Below are 18,740 nucleotides of genomic sequence, written 5' to 3'. Positions count from 1 at the left end.
TGGTGACCCGCATCATCAAGAAGCTCGTGGGGATCGAACCTGTAACGGTTCGGTCCCTTTTTTTGGGCTTGCACCATCAAGAGACTGGATTTTTCAGTCAATTTGCAGTAGTCTATAGCACAGTACCCGGGCGATATGCCATTGCGTTGCCTTGCATCTTGTTCTTGAGCAACCTGTATCATGCCAGTATGTATCGGGAAGAGCACCCCGAAAAAGTAGAGAAGAGTATGCAGTCCAATATTATCTGTAGTCGTTGTGGCACGATCAACCGCTTTCGTAGCCAGCACTGTGTGAACTGTCAGGCTCCCCTGCACGCGGACCAGGCGGGTGAGCCACGCCAGAACAACAAGCCCTCCATCACGCCCATACATCCCAATCGCCGAAAGCTGCTCTGGGGCCTGCTTGGCGGTGGTGCCGCGCTGCTCTTTGGTGGACTGGGTGTCAGCAAGCTGGCAGAAAGCATCACACTTGCCGCCCGGATCAAGGATTTCCCGTCAGCGGATCAATGGGCGCCGTTTGGCTGGTCGGCTGATCTGACCTCGGTCGCGATCATCCATCCGGCGGAGAAAGAGTCCGCCGGGGCCCGCGTCAGCATCTGGGATTACGGACAGCAGAGAATCACACGTGTGCTGACAACGGGTCCGCTCACTCAGGAAATCGTCTGGTCGCCGGGAAACAGGTATGTGCTCTGTCAACAGGCCCAGGAGGCCGAGGAACGCTACGAGATCGCTGTCTGGGATGTGCAGGCGCAGCGCAAGGTCTACGCTCGTTCAGGAGATCGAAGCCTCTATTTTCAACAGGCTATCTGGTCACCCAACGCTCTGCGCGTCGCCTTTGTCAGTTTTGCCAGCTTTGAAATCTGGGATGTAGCCCTGATGAAGCCGCTTCTCAAGCAGCCGGTCTGCACGAAAGAGAAGCCGGCGCTCACGCTCCGTACCCTGGCATGGTCCCAGGATGGACGCTATCTGGCGCTACTGGTGCGACGTACCCAAAGCGCTCCCGAAGAGGGTCAGGACCACTGGGGCGTGCGTGTGTGGGATGTTGCCAGGCATGAGGTTGTAGGTGAAGCGTTCTTCGATGGCAAATTTACCACCGCAGCAGCCGTTGCCTGGTCGCCAACCGGGCAGCAGATCGCCGCCTACACCGACAACCAACTGCATATTCTCGACACAGCAAGCAGCCGAGCATTCTCGATCAGCAAAGAGATCGGAAGCGATTGCAGTTTTGCCTGGGCTCCCGACGGCATGCACCTTGCGATTGCATATAAAAGCAACGCGAATATCTGGAAGCTTGATGTCTGGGACACGCAACAACAGCGGCAGCTCGATAGCATCTATCGCGGTCAGATGCCCCTGGGCATTCGCAAGCTTGCCTGGACTGGAGATAGTAGCGTTATTCTGGCAGTCAACGAGAAGAACCAGCTTGAACAGTGGGCATGGATATAAAATGCGGGGAAAGGAGAAGATAATGTTTCGGGGATACCATCCTCTCAGAGAAATCTATCTATGGAGTGCGTTAATCTACGCCCTCTTTGGTGGTCTGCTGCTTGCTGGTGTGTTGCTGGACGCAAATTATGCCTATGACTATATGACCTTCAGAACGCTCTTCTCCCCTGCGCTGCTCTTTCTGGCTGTTTTTGGGCTGTTCTGGCTGCTTTTGGGAGTCGCATTCCCGCTCTATCTGCTGAAACGGCACTCCACCGAGAAGCGAAATCTGCATGTATTACGACAGAAAGCGCTCAAGCGAGATCCGCAATTGCTCGCTGCGCCACTCTCAGGTGTGTCGCTGAGCTCGCTTCCGCAGCCATTCGCGCTCAAGTCGGCTCTCAAGCCACTCTCCCTCATCCAGACCATTGGGGTTTGCGCAGTGTTCGGCTTCCTCCTGGTGTTACGAGCAATCGGGCTGCTTATCGGGCTGCAACATCTGCCCGCCTGGTTACTCTCGCTGCCGATACTTTTCAGCGTTGTTCTACTCGTGCTGACACTCACTGCGGCATCCCGGGTCCAGAAATCGGTGGCGGAGCGCTACGTCTGGCCCTCGCTCAAGGTCACGCGTGACATGATCGTCGCCAGCTACGGAAGCGATACCGTATCGATGCGCTGGAAGGATGTTCGTTATTTCGCGATGGTCACTATCCTGCCATTCTCCAACCCACAGGAGTGGAAAACGCAATACGGCTTTGAGCTATCCGACGGGGAAAACGTCATCTACTGGCATGCCACGCTTGATCCCCGGGTCGCGCATCGTTTCACCTTCGCGGGAAAAGCGCTCCAGAGCCCCCACCAATATGAGGAGGTTGTTCAGACGCTTGCCGCCTTTATCATCTCCCGAGCCGGGCGGCCCCTCTATGATCTGCGCCAGAAGCCAGCACCACACATCAGGAAACAGCGCTAAACAGGCCGCTTCGTTCGAGTTGCGAAAAATACTCAATGACGAAATACCGAAAGCTTCGGGCAGCCAGCGACAGATAACGCTCCTCGCGCCATGCCAGCCCAACCCGACGCATACAGAGCGGCTCTTCAATACGCATCAACGCAACATCTGGCTCATACAGTCCCGTCCATGAGGAAGCAGGCAGGAAAGCAACGCCCAACCCGGCCTTGACCAGCCCGCGAATGGTTCCCCATTCATCGCCCTCAAACGCCACAACCGGCTCAAAGCCCGCCCGATGACAGAAGCTATCGGTCAGTTCGCGCCAGCTATCACCCGACTTGAGGCCGATAAAGGGGTCATGTGCGAAATCTTGCAGCCTGACGCTCTCCTCCGTAGCCAGCCGGTGCGTACGTGGCACAACCAGGAAAATTTCTTCGGTGAAGAGCGGAGCGCTTTCAATGCCGGGATGCATGATCGGCGGCGACGAAATACAGAGGTCAATTTCACCGTTTTCAAGCTGATACAGCGCCTGCTGAGGAGAATGCTGCTGGAAGAGCCGAAAATGGACCTGTGGGTATTGCGCCAGAAAAGCACTGAGAAGATCGGGCACAAGCTGCGTCAGGGTGAACGCGAGCGTTACCTGTCCCCGTTCCAGGCCAGCGAGGTCAGCCACCTCTGCCTTACCTGCCTCGATCTCTTTGAGCGCCCGATCAATGTGGTGCAAGAAGGCCCTGCCAAAGCGATTCAGGCGAATGCGCCGCCCCTCTCGATCAAAGAGAGGAACCCCCAGTTCCTCTTCTAGCCGTGCAATAGTCTGGCTGAGTGATGGCTGTGCAATCGAGAGTTCCCGCGCCGCCTTTGTGATATGCTCAAGACGAGCCACAGTCTGAAAATAGCGCAATTGAAGCAGATCCATACCATATCCCAGTGAATTTATACATGTCATCCTATCAATTTCATATGTAAGTATATATTGGATTTTATCAGGGAGCAAGAGTACAATAGAGGAGGGGAAGGAAAACTCGACTTTCCTATATGCGACAGACGATTGTAGAAAACTCCATCAACTCACCTTTCGTGCGCCTTCAGCGGGAAAAGCGAGGCAATTTTTCAGTTCCAACGATTCCGACTGCTGAGGTCTGCACGCCGCATTTTTATCATTTATGAATATGCATATCTCTCTATAACTATGTGTGAGCAGGCATTTCCAGAAGTGCCGCTCCTCAGCACGCTACAAAGGAGTGAGGATGGAAGGAATTAACCAACAATTACAAAATGTACTGCCAGCAACAACCTGCTTCTCCAGTTTGTTGCTCAGGTGGCGTGAAAGGAGTGTGGAATGACGTTAAGCAGGCAGGCAAAGGCCGCCCCCGGCCCGGGGTATAAGTGGATAGCGCTGTCAAATACAACCCTGGGAACCCTGATGGCAACTATTAACTCCAGTATTGTTCTCATCGCATTACCCGCAATCTTTAACGGAATTGGTATCAATCCACTCGCACCCGAAGAAACACCCTACTTCATCTGGCTTCTCCTCGGTTATATGATTATTACGGCCACGCTTGTGGTCTCGCTTGGTCGTATCTCAGATATGTTCGGGCGCGTCAAACTGTATAACCTTGGTTTTGCTGTTTTCACTGTTGGAAGTATTCTTCTCTTTATCACTCCCGGCTCAGGCAATATGGCCGCGGTTGAGATGATTATTTTCCGACTCGTCCAGGCTGTTGGAGCGAGTTTTCTTTTTGCCAACAGTACCGCTATTCTGACCGATGCCTTCCCCATCCAGCAGCGTGGTATGGCGCTTGGTATCAACCAGATATCGGCGGTGCTTGGCTCGATCATCGGCCTGATTCTTGGCGGATTACTCGCCGCAATTAACTGGCGGATGGTCTTTCTGGTCAGCGTACCATTCGGCGTCTTCGGCACCATCTGGGCCTATCTCCAATTGCGCGAGACCAGCCAGAGCGGAGGCAAGCAACATATCGACTGGGCTGGAAATATCACCTTCTTTCTGGGCCTGACCATCCTGCTGATCGGCGCGACCTACGGCATTGAGCCCTATGGAAACGACCCGATGGGATGGACGAATCCCTTTGTGATCGTCACAATGGCGCTCGGGGTGCTGCTGCTCGTCGCCTTTATCGTGATCGAGCTGCGTGTTCCGGACCCGATGTTCCGCCTATCTCTCTTCAAGAATCGTCTGTTCTCCTATGGGAATCTCAGCCAGTTCCTGTCAAGTCTGGCGCGTGGTGGTCTTCAGTTCATCCTGATCATCTGGCTACAGGGAATCTGGCTTCCGCTGCACGGCTACAGCTACGAAGATACGCCATTATGGGCGGGGATCTATATGCTGCCGCTGATGCTTGGCTTCATCATCATGGGTCCAATCAGCGGTATGCTCTCGGATCGCTTCGGGGCGCGAATCTTCGCAACGGTTGGAATGCTGCTTCAGGTAGTTGGTTTCATTCTGCTGACGCTGCTTCCACCCAACTTTGACTACATCTGGTTCGCGCTGATCCTGGTATTGATGGGGATTGGACAGGGCCTGTTTGCCTCACCAAACGCGGCCATGATAATGAACAGCGTTCCAGCAAACCAGCGTGGAGCGGCTTCCGGCATGCGCTCGACCTTTATGAACGCCGCGAACGTGATCAGTATGACCATGTTCTTCAGCATCGTGACAGCCGGTCTGTCGGCGTCTCTGCCTGACGCTCTCTCTAAGGGCCTGATGCAAAACGGCATTGCCGCAGCGACTGCACACCAGATCGCGCACCTGCCGCCGATTGCCGCCCTGTTCGCGGCTTTCCTCGGCTACAACCCGATGCAAACGCTGCTGACGCCTTCGATCCTGCATCAGTTGCCAGCAGCCAATCAGGCCGAGCTACTCGGAAAGAGCTTCTTCCCGAACACCATTGCGGGCCCCTTTATGTTCGGGCTGAACATCGCATTCTATGTCTCCGCTGTCGCCTGTCTGATTGCAGCACTTGCCTGTCTGGTCAAAGGGAAACCGGGAGATCTGGGAGCGGACTTCGAGAACGAGCGCGAGAGCATCGCCCTCAAAGAGGCACGACATATCGCCGAGTCGCTTGAAGACACGCTACAGCCACATCAGGCGGGCCATTCTTCAGAGAAACCATCTGGAAAGGCAGCCAGATAACTCCCTTCACTGCCACGGTGTACTGTATCGAGAGCAGGTCTTCAGGCCTGCTCTCTTTTCTGCTCAGGCACAATCACAGGCAGCGCACGCGGAAGAACGCGCACCCCGAGCGGTGTCTTTGCACACACCTCGCCGTCGAGCGCAACATCATAGCTTCCATCGCGCGTACGTACCTGCACTCCACGCGCTTTCAGATGATGCATTCCAGGAATATCGGTCAATTCAGCGCGCAGCAACTCCGGATACCGGGCATGCCATTCATCGTCATGGTCAACAAAGGTATGTTCTGTTCGGCTAAAGAAGCGCGTAATGCGCACAAGCAACTGATCGAGCCGGGCATCCTCCATCACAACGACATCAAGCATACCATCGCGCAAGCTATTCTCACCCGGCAATGTCGCTTCCAATGCTCCCCAGAACACATTTGCATTCGCGATAGTGACCTGTGCCGCTTTACAGCGCAACGTAACTGATTGCTCCATCTGTTTCGGTTGTGCATCGGGCCGCTCACGGATCAGCAGACCATCAAAACGCAGTTCAATCTCGGTTGGTTGATAGTTCTTGACGGCCTCCATAATAGCAACGGGATACGTCAGCTTGCCAAACTGCTCGCGTAGTTCCTTATCAGTCGCCAGAGTCGAAAAATGGGCATGAAAACCCATTGTCAGCGCATGGGCAAAGAGCTTTCCTTGCTTTAACAACTCGTCAGACGCAAGCGAAGAAGTTGCCTCTACCGGAAGCATCACCCCGAGATCAAGCTGTCGCACTGGTCCATGCGCGATCACCTCTGCCGCCTCCTTGAGATCAAGCGGCATGTCAATCGAACGTGCGACATCGTTCGCAGTACCAAGCGGCATAATACCGAGTGCCAGTTCATGGCCCGCAATCATCCCTGTCACGCCGCTCACCAGTCCATCGCCACCAGCAGCAATTGTGATCGTTGCACCGGCCTCTATCCAGCGTTGAGCAAGCCGATCTTTGTCATCAAGCTCATCAATTGCAGCCTTTTCCACAATCTCAATGCCAGCTTCTTGCAGCATGTTAAGTGCGTTGTCCAGTTCATCCGAGCGCCCCGACCCCGGACTATGAATAAAGATAGCTTTCCGTGTTTCAACCATGCTCTTCCTCTATCTCTATGCTTCTCAGCGAATATTCTATTTTGCTCTGAGATTGTATACATCCATTTCCAGCCCGACGCGTCGGGGAGCGGGTTCATTCCTCCTTCATAGGTTCCGCCAGTCAGCTCGATGGTCCCACAAAAAGCGAATATCGCCCGCCCTGAAACGTCGCTTCGTCCCGAACGTGTCTATAGAAAACGTACAAGATAATGCTGGCATGCAGCCACATTTCATTCTCTACTATTAGATACGATGAACTTGCCATTTGGGGACACGAAAAACAGCCAATTTTGCCCGAGAGCAAAAAAAAGATGGCAGGAAAGGAGCAGACAACGATGGCAGACGAAAAGCAGCAGAAAAAAGAGCAAGCACCCGGCTACCTGCCTCCGCGCCCGGAGAAGATCCGCGAAATGGCAAAGGGCAAAGACCAGGATCAGGCAAGCAAGCAGCCTGAACACCCAGATGTAGAAGCCGAAAAGAAAGCGGCAAAGGGGAAAGGCAAGCCGGAAAGCGGCTTCGGTCAGATCATCAACCCGAAAACGAATGATAGCAATCAGTATCGCTAGCGGCTCCAGGCCACAAGCGGCACTGGCAATTCTAGAGCGAGATGGCTATACTATAACAATGCTTGGCTGAACGGTCAGGCATTGTTCACATTGTTCACTATTTCTGGCGAACAAGATATTCTTCAGGAAGGTAGAAAGAGAAGTCGTGACACATTATCAGTCTGTTGATTCACTAATACAGACCATCCGCCAAAAACTCGAACATCGTCCACATCTCGCGCAGATGTTCGCGCAATGTTTCCCGAATACCCTTGAAACCACTGTCGAGGAGCTCGATGACAGCACCACATTTGTGATTACCGGCGACATTCCAGCCATGTGGCTGCGTGACTCCTCAGCACAGGTCAATCCCTATATCAAACTGGCAAACGAGGATACCGATCTTCAACGCATGCTGCGTGGCGTGATCCGCCGCCAGGCCTCCTACATTCTGAAAGATCCCTATGCTAATGCCTTTAACCGCGAAGCAAACAACAATGGCTTCCACAAGGCCGACCTCCCACCGGCAGGCCCCTGGGTTTGGGAGCGCAAATTCGAGCTCGATTCGCTTTGCTACCCTGTGAAACTGCTCTATACCTACTGGAAAACCACCAACGATCCACAGGTATGCGACGATCTTGTACACACAATGCTCTGGCAAATCATCAAAATAATGAAGATAGAGCAGGAACACGATAGCCGCTCAGAGTACCGCTTTATTCGGAATGTTGGTCCCACTACCGATACGCTTCCCTTTGAGGGCAAAGGCACCCGCACCAACTTTACCGGCATGGTCTGGAGCGGCTTCCGCCCAAGCGATGACGCCTGCACATTCGGCTATCTGGTCCCGGCGAACATGTTTGCTGTCGTGATTCTCGGCTACATGATCGAGCTGGCAAACAAAGTCTACTATGATAGCGAGCTGGCTCTACAGGCCGAAAGTTTGCGGAAGGACATCGAGCACGGCATCCAGACTTATGGCATCGTCAATCACCCGCGCTTCGGTCGCATCTACGCCTACGAGACCGATGGCTACGGCAACTACAATCTGATGGATGATGCGAATGTGCCAAGCCTGCTCTCGATCCCGTATCTTGGCTATCGACCAGTCGATGACCCGATCTACCAGAACACACGCCGCTTCATCCTGAGCAAGGAGAACCCCTATTACTTTGAAGGGAAGCTGGCTCGCGGCATCGGCAGCCCGCACACCGAGCATGGCTTTATCTGGCATATCGCGCTTAGCATGCAAGGGCTCACCTCTACCAGCGCCGAAGAGCGCAAAGAGCTGCTTCACATGCTTGAGACCACTACCGCAGATACTGACTATATGCATGAGAGCTTCCACCCGGACGATCCATCCCGATTCTCGCGTGCATGGTTCGCGTGGGCAAACAGCCTCTTCGGTGAATTTGTACACATGATGGTTGAAGAGCATCCAGAAGAGCTCTTCTAAAGCAAGCTGAATGAGCGGCGGAGACACCTTCTGTCGCTCTTTTTTCACTGCTCCTTCCAGGCAATCAGCCGACTCGCGATCAGGGTCAGTATCAGTGAGAAGCCGATCAGTACACCGATATCGATCGCAAGCTGTCCCGTAATCGGCCCGAGCAAGACCTGTCGCAGCGCCGAACTGGCATAGGTAGCCGGACTCAAGCGACCAAGCAGGTTAAAAAGAGACGGCAGACGCTCCGGTGGGATCACAACCGGCCCCAACGCAGAGAGCAGAAAGATCAACACGATCGAGATCGCACTTGCTTCCTGTGGTAATCGGATCCGCGAGCCAATAATGGCGCCAATTCCCGCAAGCGGCACGGCACAGAGCGGCACCACCAGCACCACCAGCGGGCTTATATGCAACGGTAGATTCAAGATCAAAGAGCCAAGCACGATCATCACCACCAGCGAGGGCAGCGCCAGCAGCAGAAAGGCAAGCAGAATCGCAAAGATCAGTATGGGGCGCCAGATCGGAAGCGTGCCAAAGTAATCGAGCATCCCAAGCCTGCGCATAAAGAGCACGTGCGAACTGATATTGTCCATTGTGTTGAACAGCAACGAGAAGACAATATTGCCCACCAGCACATAGCTCAGAGAATATGGTCCCGAATCGCGGGCAAAAATGCTCAAAGCCAGCAGCGAAAACAGCGGAGCTATGGTCCCGGTAATCAACATGCCGCGCCAGGACCAGCGCCAGTTTGTCAACTCGATCAAGAAGATATCAAACAATTGCGTCAACAATGACGGGCGCTTGTAGGTGCGGGGGAGCGAAGATTCAGGCTGTGACATAATGCAGATAGATATCCTCCAACGTTGCGGTATAGAGACGAACATCATCACAGTGTTCCCGCGAAAGGGCGCTCAACACTGGTCCCACCTGCTCCCAATCCAACATCACCAGCCAGCGCCCGGGCATCACCTCATGAGGCGTCAGACCCTCGGGAAGTGTGGGCGGTAATCCCGGCGTAAAGGTCAATTCGAGCCGCATCTTCTTTCCGACAATCTGCTTGAGCTCACTGAGCGAGCCTTCAACAAGGAGGCGACCATCATGCAGAATCGCAATCCGCTGGACAATCTTTTCGGCTTCAATTGCATCATGCGTTATAAAAATAATCGTTGTCCCATAATCAGCATTCAACTGGCGCAGGATATCCCAGACCATTTTGCGGCGCAATGGGTCGAGATCATTGGTCGGCTCATCCAGAATCAGCACGGGCAGCCTGCCCGCAGCAGCGACCGCAAGCCGCACAATACGCTGTTGACCACCCGAGAGCCGCGAACTGTACTTATGGCGCAGATCTTCGATCTGCCACAGCTTCAGCAGCCGCTCGCGCTCCTGACGGGCATCATTGCGGGTCATGCCTCGCAAGTGCGCGGTAAAGTAGAGGGCCTCGTCTACCGTCAGGTTGTTCAAAGCCTCATAGCGCTGCGGCATGTACCCGACCAGTTGCGGTACAAGCTGTGGATTGTTCTTCAGCTCATGCCCATAGAGCTTAATAGAGCCTGATGTGCTCTGTAAAAGGTTGACCATCTGACGAATCAGCGTACTTTTTCCCGCACCATTATCGCCAAGAATACCGAAAATTGTTCCTTCCTGTATTTGCAAGGTAATATGCTCATTTGCCGCTTTTGTTTGGCCAGGATAATATTTTACCACATCTTGAACATCGTAAACAAGCATAAAGCTCCTTTTTCAGCCTGTGCAGAGAAAGACTCGCCACTCCCCCGCAATCGCAGTATAATAGAGCCAATACACCAGAAGGGATAACCGATCACATGACCGAGACGCGTCATTCACAGATAAACGCTCACTATTACTGGCAGCAGACGCAGGTGCTGATGGCCGAGGTCATCGAAACGCAGGCCGAAGCAATCCATCAAGCGGCACTCCTCTGCGCGACCAGTATCGAACAGAACGGAGTCATCCATACCTTTGGATCGGGCCACTCACGCGCTTTTGCCGCCGAATTCGTGCATCGAGCGGGCGGCCTTGCCCCGATCAACCGCATCGACCTTGAAGATCTCGCTCTCTATGGTGATTGGCCAATAGAGCGCGCTCGTAGCCTTGAATGCGAACGCGATCAGGAGGCAGGCAAGGCGCTCCTGCACTGCCACACCATCGAGCCACAGGACGTCTTTATCATCGCCTCACAATCGGGCGTCAATGCAGCTATAGTAGAATACGCGCTCCAGATCAAGCAGCGCGAGCACAAGCTTATCGCCCTGACCTCGCTCAAGCATACCCGGAAGACTCCTTCACGCCATCCCTCAGGGAAAAAGCTCTATGAAGTTGCCGACATCGTGATCGATAACTGCACGGAACATGGCGATACGCTGATCTCGCTTCCCAGCGGAGAGCAGATCAGTTCCGCCTCCACACTCATCGGTGTCCTGATCGCTCAGGCGCTCAATACAGAGATTATCGGCATTCTGCAAGCTCGCGGCGTGGAGCTTCCTGTCTTTGTTTCAGACAACATTCAGGGCGGCATCGAGCGTAACCTGACTCTGCAACGGCGCTATGAAGACCGCGTCCGCTACAAGGGCTAGTAGCCCTATCGGAAAGGTCGCGTGTGCGGCCTTTCCCTATGCCTGATCGCGCAGAGGCGAGGCCGCATCGGTGCGCAAAAGCAACAGCAAGCGCCGACTGACCGTCACGGGAAGTGCTGCCGCCTCCGCAAAGATCCGCTCCCGCTCGTCCTCACTCAGATCGCGCAGAGGGTCCCATCCATAGCGCTTCACGTCTACCCGATCGTTCGCGGAAAAAACAACACCCTCATCTTCAAGCAGGCGGCGCATCTTCCCCCGCTCGCCAAAAGCCCAACTCCCCGATAGCTCACCCTTACTATTAATGACCCGTTGTGCCGGCACCCCACCACTTGCCTCGTGCATTATCCACCCGACCATACGTGATCCCTTCGGATATCCGATTGCTTTCGCCAGCCATCCATACGTGGTGACGCGTCCGGGCGGACAGGCCTGTACCAGGGCAAAAACACGCTGCATCAACGAGGTAACCAGTTCCGAAAACGCTTCAGACTCCATAACCCACCTCTCTTAAGCTCTTACCCATACATCGAACCTCTCCTGCTACTCTATAATAGTATTCGATGCAGTGAATGAAAAGGGACATTTTCAGCCGATTCTCCCTTGAAATAGGGACTATCGGGCTATATAGCTAAGGTTGCACATACGAGATATGCTATCAGCAGAATGCCCCTTTTAAGCAAGCAAGCGATTGACAGAAAAGAATATTTCACGCTATAGTGGCAAGGGAAATCATTCTATTCTCTACAATGAGACGAGAACATCTCTCCTTACTTCATCGCGATCTATGGGGGTCACAGGATTGAGCGAACTCAGTACAGAATCACTGGTGACAATACTTGCATTGGTGGGCAGTGTCATTATCATTGCAGCATTGCTCTCAGGGCTTATAGAGCGGAGCGGCTTTCCTCAGATAGCCGTTTTTCTTTTGATGGGCGCAATCATCGGACCTGCCGGCCTGGGCGTATTCGACGTTACATTGACATCTCCCATTTTACATATCGTGGCGACACTCAGCCTGGTGCTTGTCCTTTTTACCGACGCAATCGCGCTTGATCTGGAAGAAGTGCGCCGTTCAAGCCGTCTCACCCTGCTGATTCTCGGGCCTGGAACCTTGCTCACCGCGGCTCTGGTCGCGCTACTGGCCTGGGCATTTCTGCACCTCTCCATTCCTGCCTCAATCCTGATCGGGGCCGCACTGGCCTCGACTGACCCGGTCCTGCTTCGCGGCTTCCTGCGCCTGGGCAATGTTCCATCCAACGTCAAGCAGGGGCTCCGCCTGGAAAGCGGTCTGAACGATATTGTGCTGCTGCCAATCGTCCTGGTAGCAATGACCTTTCTGCAGGAAAAAGCCCCCCAGACAGCGAGCGAGTGGGCACGAATTGCGCTTGATCTCTTTGTGCTTGGTCCTGGCGCGGGTATCCTGATAGGCGTCTGTGGCGTGGCGACAATGGCTGTGATTCGGCGTAATATCGGGATTCGGCGCGAATATGAGTCCCTCTACTCACTTGGCATCGCGTTCACTGCCTATGCCGCCGCGGAAGCTGTACACGGCAGTGGCTTTCTGGCCGCCTTTGCCGCGGGTTTTGTCATCGCCGCGCTGGATGTCGAAATGTGTGATTGCTTCCTGGAGTATGGCGAGACAACAGCCGAGTTGACGCTGCTCTTCACCTTTGTTCTGTTTGGCACATCCCTGATCTGGAGCGGCCTGACGATTTTGAGTCTGCCGCTGATCCTGTTCGCCATCTGTGCTCTCCTGGTGCGCCCCTTCTCGCTGCTACTCTCCCTGGTTCGCGAGCGGATGACGCGCAAGGAGCGGCTCCTGATCTCATGGTTTGGCCCGCGTGGCCTCAGTTCGTTACTGCTGGTCCTGTTACCGGTTTTCTCGGGTATTTCAGCAGGAGAGCAGCTTTTCGAGATCACCTCGGTCGTTGTGCTCCTCTCCATTCTTGTTCATGGTGGCTCATCATCCTTCATTGTGCGCCGCAATTCGCACACACGCGACACGCAACCACCGCACGTACTAGAAGAGGCAAGCGAGCAGCCTGCATCAACAAAGCAGGTGGTAGAGTTTATGCCACGAGAACAGGCACAGATCGCCATGAAAAGGGGGAAACAAGCAATCCCGGATCGCCTCACGCTCGATGAGATACAGAGATTACAAAAGCATGGAAAGAATATTTATCTTATTGATGCACGTAAGACGAGATCATATGAGAAAAGCGACGTACAGGCAAAGGGCTCGCTACGAATCGATCCGGATCACGCTGTAGAGCAGGTCCGGCAGCTCAATCTGCCCCTGACTGCCTGGCTAATTCCCTACTGTACCTGACCAAATGAGGAAACAAGCGCCCGTGTGGCGCACGAGCTACAACAGGCCGGTTGGACTCATTCCTATGCGCTCGCTGGTGGCTGGCAAGCATGGGTAGACGCGGGACTCCCCGTCGAGCCCAAAACAGCGTGAGTCAACGCCCGGGGAGCCAGCGGAGCAGCAAATACCCGATCACTCCCGAGAGCAACAATGCAAGGAGAATGCCTACTTTGGCATCTTTCAACAGGGTTTCATACGCGCTGCTAAAAGCCAGCTCGGCAATAAAAAAAGACATGGTAAAGCCAATGCCAGCCAGCCAGCCAACGCCATAAATATGCCGGAAAGTTACGCCCTCAGGCAGCTCGGCCCAACGCAACCTGACAACCAGCCAGGAGAGCAGCGTAATACCCAATTGCTTGCCAATCACCAGCCCGGTCACAACGCCCAGGCTCACCGGGCTGAACAGGGACAACCCCAGTCCGCCGGGGTTCAGGTTCACACCCGCATTCGCCAGCACAAACAGCGGCACAATCACATATGAGACAGGATCATTCAGCGCATGCTCGATTCGTTGAAGCGGCGTTTGAATCCGCTCACAAGCCGTTTCAAGCGCCTGCACCGCCGTCTGCTGGCGATTATCCATATAGAGGCCAGTTCCCGGCGCGCAAGCCTGCTCGAACTCATCAAGCACCTCGCGGCTCTGCCGAAGGAAGGCCGTAGACGCAATACGAGAACGAGCGGGAATAGTCAGGGCCAGCAGCACGCCCGCGATGGTCGCATGCACCCCCGACAGAAAGACGGCAAACCAGAGCAGCAAGCCAAGCAGCGCATACGCCAGCCAGTGACGCACCCCAAGAGCATTGATGAGGACCAGGACGAGAAACAGGAGCACTGCCGCTCCCAGAGCGACCCAGGAGATATTCGATGTATAGAAAATGGCAATCACCGTAACTGCAAGCAGGTCGTCAGCAATCGCGAGCGCCGTCAGGAAGATCTTGAGCGTTTGTGGGATATGGTTTCCCAATAGGGCCAGAATCCCAAGCACGAAGGCGATATCTGTCGCCATTGGAATGCCCCACCCGCGCAACGCATCCGTGCCAAGCGTCCAACCAGTATAGATAAGCGCCGGAAAGATAGCCCCGCCAAGAGCTGCCAGCAACGGAAGCACGGCCTGACGAGCGCTTGAAAGCTCACCTACCAGCAGTTCGCGCTTGATTTCCAGGCCGACCAGCAGAAAGAAAAACGTCATCAAGCCATCATTTATCCAGGTGTGAAGCGACTCGTCAAGGACAAAGCCAAAAAGCGAGATGCTCAGGTGGCTCTCCCAGAAGCGGGGGTAGCTGCTGGCCCAGGGAGAATTTGCCCAGAGGAGAGCAATAATCGTACAGCCAACAAGCAGAATACCGCCCGATGTTTTCGTCTGTAGAAACTCCTGAAAGGGCTGCAAAAGGCGCTCGGCCAGGGTGTGCTCTCGCGGCTTCCGTAAGCGAAAACGCATACTCATTCTGCATACTCTCCTTCTGACTCCTTACTCATTATAAAGAAATACGCGAAAGCACAACAAAAAAACGAGCCGCGAACACCATCACGACTCGTTCCGCTCGTTCTATAGTTTATGCCCCGGACTCGACCAGTTTGAGCATATGCCAGAAGGTGTCTTTTCCTATCTTCCAGGTACCATGCTCTTGATACCCGGCTTTCCTGTAGAGCCGATGCGCGCCCTCATTGCTCAGCTCAACGTTCAGCGAAAGCTTTGAATACCCTCGCTCCTGCGCGAGCTTCTCTACTGCCGTCAGTAGCGCCGTCCCGATGCCACGCCCGGAGAATGCTGGATCGACTGCCAGTGCATCCACATAGAATTCATCATCTTCGGCCTCGCGGGGCAATGTCACAGCTTTGCCGAACTTCTGTTGTAGATAGCGCTCAATCGGCACGTCAAGCTGTAGCTCGTCACTTCCATGATAGGCAATCAGAATGCCCGCAACCTGTCCATCCACCTCGGCAACCAGCGTATTACGATAGCTCAGGCGGTTCACATCCTGCTCAAAGTAGGTTTGCAAGGTCGCCAGAATAGCGTGTTCATCATCCTCACCGGTAATGAGATTCGCGATTTCATGGTAGGCTGAATAAATAAGCTGTGCAGCCTTTATAGAATCTTCTTTTTTTGCGCTTCGTATGTGCATAGATAGCTTCCTCGATCACTTGATTTCTCTCCATTATACTCGACACATCTCAATGAGTAGCAGAGCGCAAAACAAAAAAGAGAGAACGCTATCCTGCCGCAAAAGATAGCGTTCTCACCGCAGTGGAAGTTACAGAGCAAGTCTTAGTGGGGTTCCGCTCCCCAGGCCCGCTGGCCGTCTACATAGACCGTAATATTCTTCCAGGCGGTCGCGACAGTCAACGGACTGAAGGAATAATCGTTTAACTGCGAGAATGGCTCGACATCGTGGCCAGCAATCCGCATACGAAAATGCGTGAACTGCTTGCCTTGCAGCATATCCTGGCTGTTAAAAGTAATCTCAGTATAGCTGTCAGCCAGCTCGGTTGGCTGAGCCATCGCCTTCATCTTCGCGACAGCCTTACTCTTCTCAAGGCCGCTACCCTCAAGGCTCACGGTTGGCTGCACCGAATGATCCCGCGTGAAATAATAACGCAGAGAGATTGAGCGGAAAGGAATATCTTTGGCGCCGGTATTTTCCAGAATAATATCAGCAACAATGGTGGCGGTCTGTGCATCGCTGACCAGAGGTCGATACTGAACCTGCAACCCGAGATCATCGGTATTCAGCGTATCAAGCTCTTTCAAAGGATCGGTCTTGCCGTTCAGCAAGCCAGTTGGTTCCTGGCCCCAGATCAGGAGACCCTTTCGGTACAATGCGATCTTGTCGTTATCGCCGAAATCAAGTAATGCTGCATTATACGAATAGTCTTTCGACTGCTGGAACTGGATCTTCTGGTTTTTTGAGCGAATCTGCAATTCGATATCGCCGCTGTCGCTATTACCCTCAAGCAGCCCCTTCACAAAGCCGAGCTTCAGAACCGAATCGGCTCCGGGCAGTGCGGACTTCAATTGTTGCAGATTTGGCTTGAGGTTATCACAACCAATCTTCGGGGCGCGGATGCATTGAATCTGCAAATCCTCTGGAGAAATACCTTCAAACCAGTATGCCAGGTTTAGCTCATTCAATGCAACGGCCTCCGGGCCTTCGTTCACAATACGCAACACTGGATGAATAACCGTATCTGCAACGGTGCCAGAGCCAACCTTATACTGTACTTTTATCAGCTTTCCGCTCGCCGCCTTGCCGGGTGCAAGCGTCTGAAAAACCACCCAACCGAGCGCCGAGAGCAGCGCCAGGCCGAGAATACCAACACTTATTACGCGTTTCCTCATAGTGGAGAACAAACCTCCTGAATTCACATGTTCCAATACAACTCATTTTGTTTCAATACAGTTTCAAGTATGTCTACAAGCAACAACATGCGGCAAGCGCAAAGGAAAGGAATAGAGCAAAATGTATTCGTGCTCTCTGAATGCATGTATATCCTAGCATAGCTTTCTTTTTCACGCATGAGTAGAATTGATGAATTTCAGCTCTTTTTTATTTCTCACCATCAATAAGGGGTATTCATATGAATATGTACATATTTCTGAGAGAGAAGAGCAGGCAACCGCAGAGAGAGCGGACCCACAGTCTGGCCCAAAACAGCAAAAATCCGGGCCCCATATGCGGGAACCCGGATACAACGCTCAAGCTACGCTCTCTGTTTCACAACTTGCTTCTTTGACGCCTCGCGTAGATGCTCAATCTCTTCCTGATAATTTAGCGGATAGACAGCCCGTACATCAAAGCTCATCAAGTCCATATATGGTTGAAGGAAGGCCGTCAGCTCCTGGGGACTTTCCGTTTCAACAAGCAAGAAGCCAGAGCCACCACCGGCCAGATTATACCAGCCACGAATACGCTCGGGATGGTTTGAACCCGCATCGTGCAGCTCAACGGTGCGCTGTGCTACCTGCTCACGGGTTGTGCCCGGATACCATGTAAAAGCACAATACCACTGCATACTTTCTCTCCTTCGCTCAACACTCAGGCAGTTCTGCTTGAATAGTGTGCTCACTATAGCATCTCGAATAGATGCTGACTCTACAAATAGTGATGCACCCATTTCAACTACCCATCACACGTTCACTCGTTTGTGATGGTTACAGAGCGTGATTGATCGGCCTGCAAAGCCAGCTTCTCGGCCAGAGAACGCATCTCATCGATCAGCGCTACAGGCTGCATGATCGTGAACGGGCACCCGAGCGAAACCAGGAAACGCGCCATATGATCCAGACTGTCATCATACGCTCGCAACAACACGCCATCCTCGGTCGCTTCCAGCGTTGCATAAGTCGGCGGAACCCGGTCGTGAAGCTGCTCCATGCGCGCTTGCAACAATACAACGATATACCAGTGCGAAGGTATCGCCGCGAATTCTTGAATAACATATTCGAGCGCATTGAAGCTATCTGGCTTTTTAAAATACACTTTTTGCTCTTCAATACCAATAACCCTGTCGATTCGGAAAATACGCACTGTATTCCTGAGATGACAGAAGCCGACCGCGTACCAGCGATTCCCCCAATGCACCACGCCATAACAGTCAAACAGACGCGTACTTGTCGCTTCCGTCCCTTTTTGGTAGCGTATCAACAAGCGCTGGCCGCGATATGCAGCCATGCTGAAGCGTAACATGAAGTCAGGAACCTGCCCCTCAACTCTGGTCTTGAGATTGAAGCTTACCATCTCGTGGACTGCCTGCACCTGCTCCCGGAGCCGCTCGGGTAGCAAACGCTCTACTTTTGCCAGTGCTCCGGTAACGGTTGGCACCGACCCCGCGACGCCCATCTGTTGCGCCACCTGCAAACCGAGCGTAATCGCCAGCGCCTCTTCTTCAGTCCACATCAGCGGCGGGAGTCGGGAGCCGGGACACAAGCGATAGCCACCATAGCGCCCCCTGAGCGCCTCTATCGGGAAACCCATATCCTGAAGCATTGTGATATAGCGGCGGGCGCTTCGCTGATTGACCTCAAGCTTTTCGGCCAGTTGCGCCGCCGTCACTTCTGAACGGGACTGCAAAATATTTAAAACCGTTAATAAACGTAACACAGGTGAATACACAACCAGCTCCCTCCTTTGCACAAACGC

The 18,740-nt window shown here is 53.6% G+C and carries 18 protein-coding genes; 8 read left to right on the top strand and 10 right to left on the bottom strand.

What is annotated here, in order from left to right; translation table 11 throughout:
• Positions 1–227 precede the first annotated feature (227 nt).
• Both KTH_RS03785 and KTH_RS03780 read left to right on the top strand, forming a co-directional pair.
• Positions 228–1,445, top strand: coding sequence for a hypothetical protein (locus tag KTH_RS03785; RefSeq protein ID WP_497616528.1), 1,218 nt, complete (start codon positions 228–230; stop codon positions 1,443–1,445).
• Positions 1,446–1,467: 22 nt separating this feature from the next.
• Entirely contained in the window at positions 1,468–2,394 is a 927-nt protein-coding gene (locus KTH_RS03780; RefSeq protein ID WP_497616527.1) for a hypothetical protein, read from the top strand.
• On the opposite strand, the gene KTH_RS03775 is transcribed toward KTH_RS03780, so the two are convergent.
• Positions 2,378–3,289 (bottom strand): LysR family transcriptional regulator, encoded by a 912-nt coding sequence (locus tag KTH_RS03775; protein ID WP_111323977.1) that lies wholly within the window; start codon positions 3,287–3,289, stop codon positions 2,378–2,380. The genes KTH_RS03780 and KTH_RS03775 overlap by 17 nt on opposite strands.
• A gap of 423 nt (positions 3,290–3,712) precedes the next feature.
• Between KTH_RS03775 and KTH_RS03770 the strand changes: the two genes are divergently transcribed.
• Complete coding sequence (locus KTH_RS03770) at positions 3,713–5,530, top strand: MFS transporter (protein ID WP_497616524.1); 1,818 nt, start codon at positions 3,713–3,715, stop codon at positions 5,528–5,530.
• Positions 5,531–5,571: 41 nt separating this feature from the next.
• Here KTH_RS03770 and KTH_RS03765 read toward each other — a convergent pair whose 3' ends face one another.
• A complete protein-coding gene (locus KTH_RS03765) occupies positions 5,572–6,648 on the bottom strand; it encodes a diacylglycerol/lipid kinase family protein (RefSeq protein ID WP_497616522.1) in 1,077 nt (358 codons plus the stop codon).
• Between the two features lie 335 nt (positions 6,649–6,983).
• Between KTH_RS03765 and KTH_RS03760 the strand changes: the two genes are divergently transcribed.
• Together KTH_RS03760 and KTH_RS03755 are read left to right on the top strand one after the other, a co-directional pair.
• The gene (locus KTH_RS03760; RefSeq protein WP_497616520.1) at positions 6,984–7,214 is read left to right on the top strand and encodes a hypothetical protein; all 231 of its coding nucleotides are present in this window, start codon (positions 6,984–6,986) and stop codon (positions 7,212–7,214) included.
• A 145-nt stretch (positions 7,215–7,359) separates the two neighbouring features.
• The gene (locus KTH_RS03755) at positions 7,360–8,649 is read left to right on the top strand and encodes a glycoside hydrolase family 125 protein (protein ID WP_497616518.1); all 1,290 of its coding nucleotides are present in this window, start codon (positions 7,360–7,362) and stop codon (positions 8,647–8,649) included.
• A gap of 44 nt (positions 8,650–8,693) precedes the next feature.
• Here KTH_RS03755 and KTH_RS03750 read toward each other — a convergent pair whose 3' ends face one another.
• Positions 8,694–9,476, bottom strand: a complete 783-nt coding sequence (locus KTH_RS03750) for an ABC transporter permease (protein WP_497616516.1) — start codon at positions 9,474–9,476, stop codon at positions 8,694–8,696.
• Complete coding sequence (locus KTH_RS03745; protein WP_497616514.1) at positions 9,463–10,368, bottom strand: ABC transporter ATP-binding protein; 906 nt, start codon at positions 10,366–10,368, stop codon at positions 9,463–9,465. Before KTH_RS03745 ends, KTH_RS03750 begins: the two co-directional genes overlap by 14 nt.
• 95 nt (positions 10,369–10,463) lie before the next feature.
• Between KTH_RS03745 and KTH_RS03740 the strand changes: the two genes are divergently transcribed.
• Entirely contained in the window at positions 10,464–11,234 is a 771-nt protein-coding gene (locus KTH_RS03740) for a sugar isomerase domain-containing protein (RefSeq protein WP_497616512.1), read from the top strand.
• 36 nt (positions 11,235–11,270) lie between these two features.
• On the opposite strand, the gene KTH_RS03735 is transcribed toward KTH_RS03740, so the two are convergent.
• Positions 11,271–11,729, bottom strand: coding sequence for an MGMT family protein (locus KTH_RS03735; RefSeq protein ID WP_111323857.1), 459 nt, complete (start codon positions 11,727–11,729; stop codon positions 11,271–11,273).
• Between the two features lie 289 nt (positions 11,730–12,018).
• On the opposite strand from KTH_RS03735, the gene KTH_RS03730 reads away from it, so the two are divergent.
• Both KTH_RS03730 and KTH_RS03725 read left to right on the top strand, forming a co-directional pair.
• On the top strand, positions 12,019–13,563 hold the full coding sequence (locus KTH_RS03730) for a cation:proton antiporter (protein ID WP_497616510.1): 1,545 nt from the start codon (positions 12,019–12,021) through the stop codon (positions 13,561–13,563).
• A gap of 24 nt (positions 13,564–13,587) precedes the next feature.
• Positions 13,588–13,695: a rhodanese-like domain-containing protein gene (locus tag KTH_RS03725; RefSeq protein WP_371859944.1), complete on the top strand. Its 108-nt coding sequence runs from the start codon at positions 13,588–13,590 to the stop codon at positions 13,693–13,695.
• A gap of 1 nt (position 13,696) precedes the next feature.
• Here KTH_RS03725 and nhaA read toward each other — a convergent pair whose 3' ends face one another.
• The 5 genes from nhaA to KTH_RS03700 form a co-directional block, all read right to left on the bottom strand.
• On the bottom strand, positions 13,697–15,046 hold the full coding sequence (gene nhaA, locus KTH_RS03720) for a Na+/H+ antiporter NhaA (RefSeq protein WP_497616507.1): 1,350 nt from the start codon (positions 15,044–15,046) through the stop codon (positions 13,697–13,699).
• 109 nt (positions 15,047–15,155) lie between these two features.
• Complete coding sequence (locus KTH_RS03715) at positions 15,156–15,725, bottom strand: GNAT family N-acetyltransferase (RefSeq protein WP_497616505.1); 570 nt, start codon at positions 15,723–15,725, stop codon at positions 15,156–15,158.
• A gap of 143 nt (positions 15,726–15,868) precedes the next feature.
• A complete protein-coding gene (locus KTH_RS03710; RefSeq protein ID WP_497616504.1) occupies positions 15,869–16,939 on the bottom strand; it encodes a cellulose binding domain-containing protein in 1,071 nt (356 codons plus the stop codon).
• Between the two features lie 362 nt (positions 16,940–17,301).
• Complete coding sequence (locus KTH_RS03705; protein WP_111323861.1) at positions 17,302–17,613, bottom strand: DUF3303 domain-containing protein; 312 nt, start codon at positions 17,611–17,613, stop codon at positions 17,302–17,304.
• Between the two features lie 122 nt (positions 17,614–17,735).
• The gene (locus tag KTH_RS03700) at positions 17,736–18,713 is read right to left on the bottom strand and encodes a helix-turn-helix transcriptional regulator (protein WP_497616502.1); all 978 of its coding nucleotides are present in this window, start codon (positions 18,711–18,713) and stop codon (positions 17,736–17,738) included.
• Positions 18,714–18,740 lie beyond the last annotated feature (27 nt).

The sequence above is a fragment of the Thermosporothrix sp. COM3 genome (genome assembly GCF_059696735.1).
The sequence above is the reverse complement of the archived record's forward strand: the minus strand, read 5'-3'. Positions and strand labels throughout refer to the sequence as shown.

Excerpts from the sequence above, each read along its gene's own strand:
- KTH_RS03715 (WP_497616505.1), bottom strand. The coding sequence starts at position 15,725 with ATGCACATACGAAGCGCAAAAAAAGAAGATTCTATAAAGGCTGCACAG.
- KTH_RS03750 (WP_497616516.1), bottom strand. The coding sequence starts at position 9,476 with ATGTCACAGCCTGAATCTTCGCTCCCCCGCACCTACAAGCGCCCGTCA.
- KTH_RS03775 (WP_111323977.1), bottom strand. The coding sequence starts at position 3,289 with ATGGATCTGCTTCAATTGCGCTATTTTCAGACTGTGGCTCGTCTTGAG.
- nhaA (WP_497616507.1), bottom strand. The coding sequence starts at position 15,046 with ATGAGTATGCGTTTTCGCTTACGGAAGCCGCGAGAGCACACCCTGGCC.
- KTH_RS03780 (WP_497616527.1), top strand. The coding sequence starts at position 1,468 with ATGTTTCGGGGATACCATCCTCTCAGAGAAATCTATCTATGGAGTGCG.
- KTH_RS03705 (WP_111323861.1), bottom strand. The coding sequence starts at position 17,613 with ATGCAGTGGTATTGTGCTTTTACATGGTATCCGGGCACAACCCGTGAG.
- KTH_RS03745 (WP_497616514.1), bottom strand. The coding sequence starts at position 10,368 with ATGCTTGTTTACGATGTTCAAGATGTGGTAAAATATTATCCTGGCCAA.
- KTH_RS03760 (WP_497616520.1), top strand. The coding sequence starts at position 6,984 with ATGGCAGACGAAAAGCAGCAGAAAAAAGAGCAAGCACCCGGCTACCTG.
- KTH_RS03730 (WP_497616510.1), top strand. The coding sequence starts at position 12,019 with ATGGGGGTCACAGGATTGAGCGAACTCAGTACAGAATCACTGGTGACA.
- KTH_RS03710 (WP_497616504.1), bottom strand. The coding sequence starts at position 16,939 with ATGAGGAAACGCGTAATAAGTGTTGGTATTCTCGGCCTGGCGCTGCTC.
- KTH_RS03785 (WP_497616528.1), top strand. The coding sequence starts at position 228 with ATGCAGTCCAATATTATCTGTAGTCGTTGTGGCACGATCAACCGCTTT.
- KTH_RS03735 (WP_111323857.1), bottom strand. The coding sequence starts at position 11,729 with ATGGAGTCTGAAGCGTTTTCGGAACTGGTTACCTCGTTGATGCAGCGT.
- KTH_RS03770 (WP_497616524.1), top strand. The coding sequence starts at position 3,713 with ATGACGTTAAGCAGGCAGGCAAAGGCCGCCCCCGGCCCGGGGTATAAG.
- KTH_RS03765 (WP_497616522.1), bottom strand. The coding sequence starts at position 6,648 with ATGGTTGAAACACGGAAAGCTATCTTTATTCATAGTCCGGGGTCGGGG.
- KTH_RS03740 (WP_497616512.1), top strand. The coding sequence starts at position 10,464 with ATGACCGAGACGCGTCATTCACAGATAAACGCTCACTATTACTGGCAG.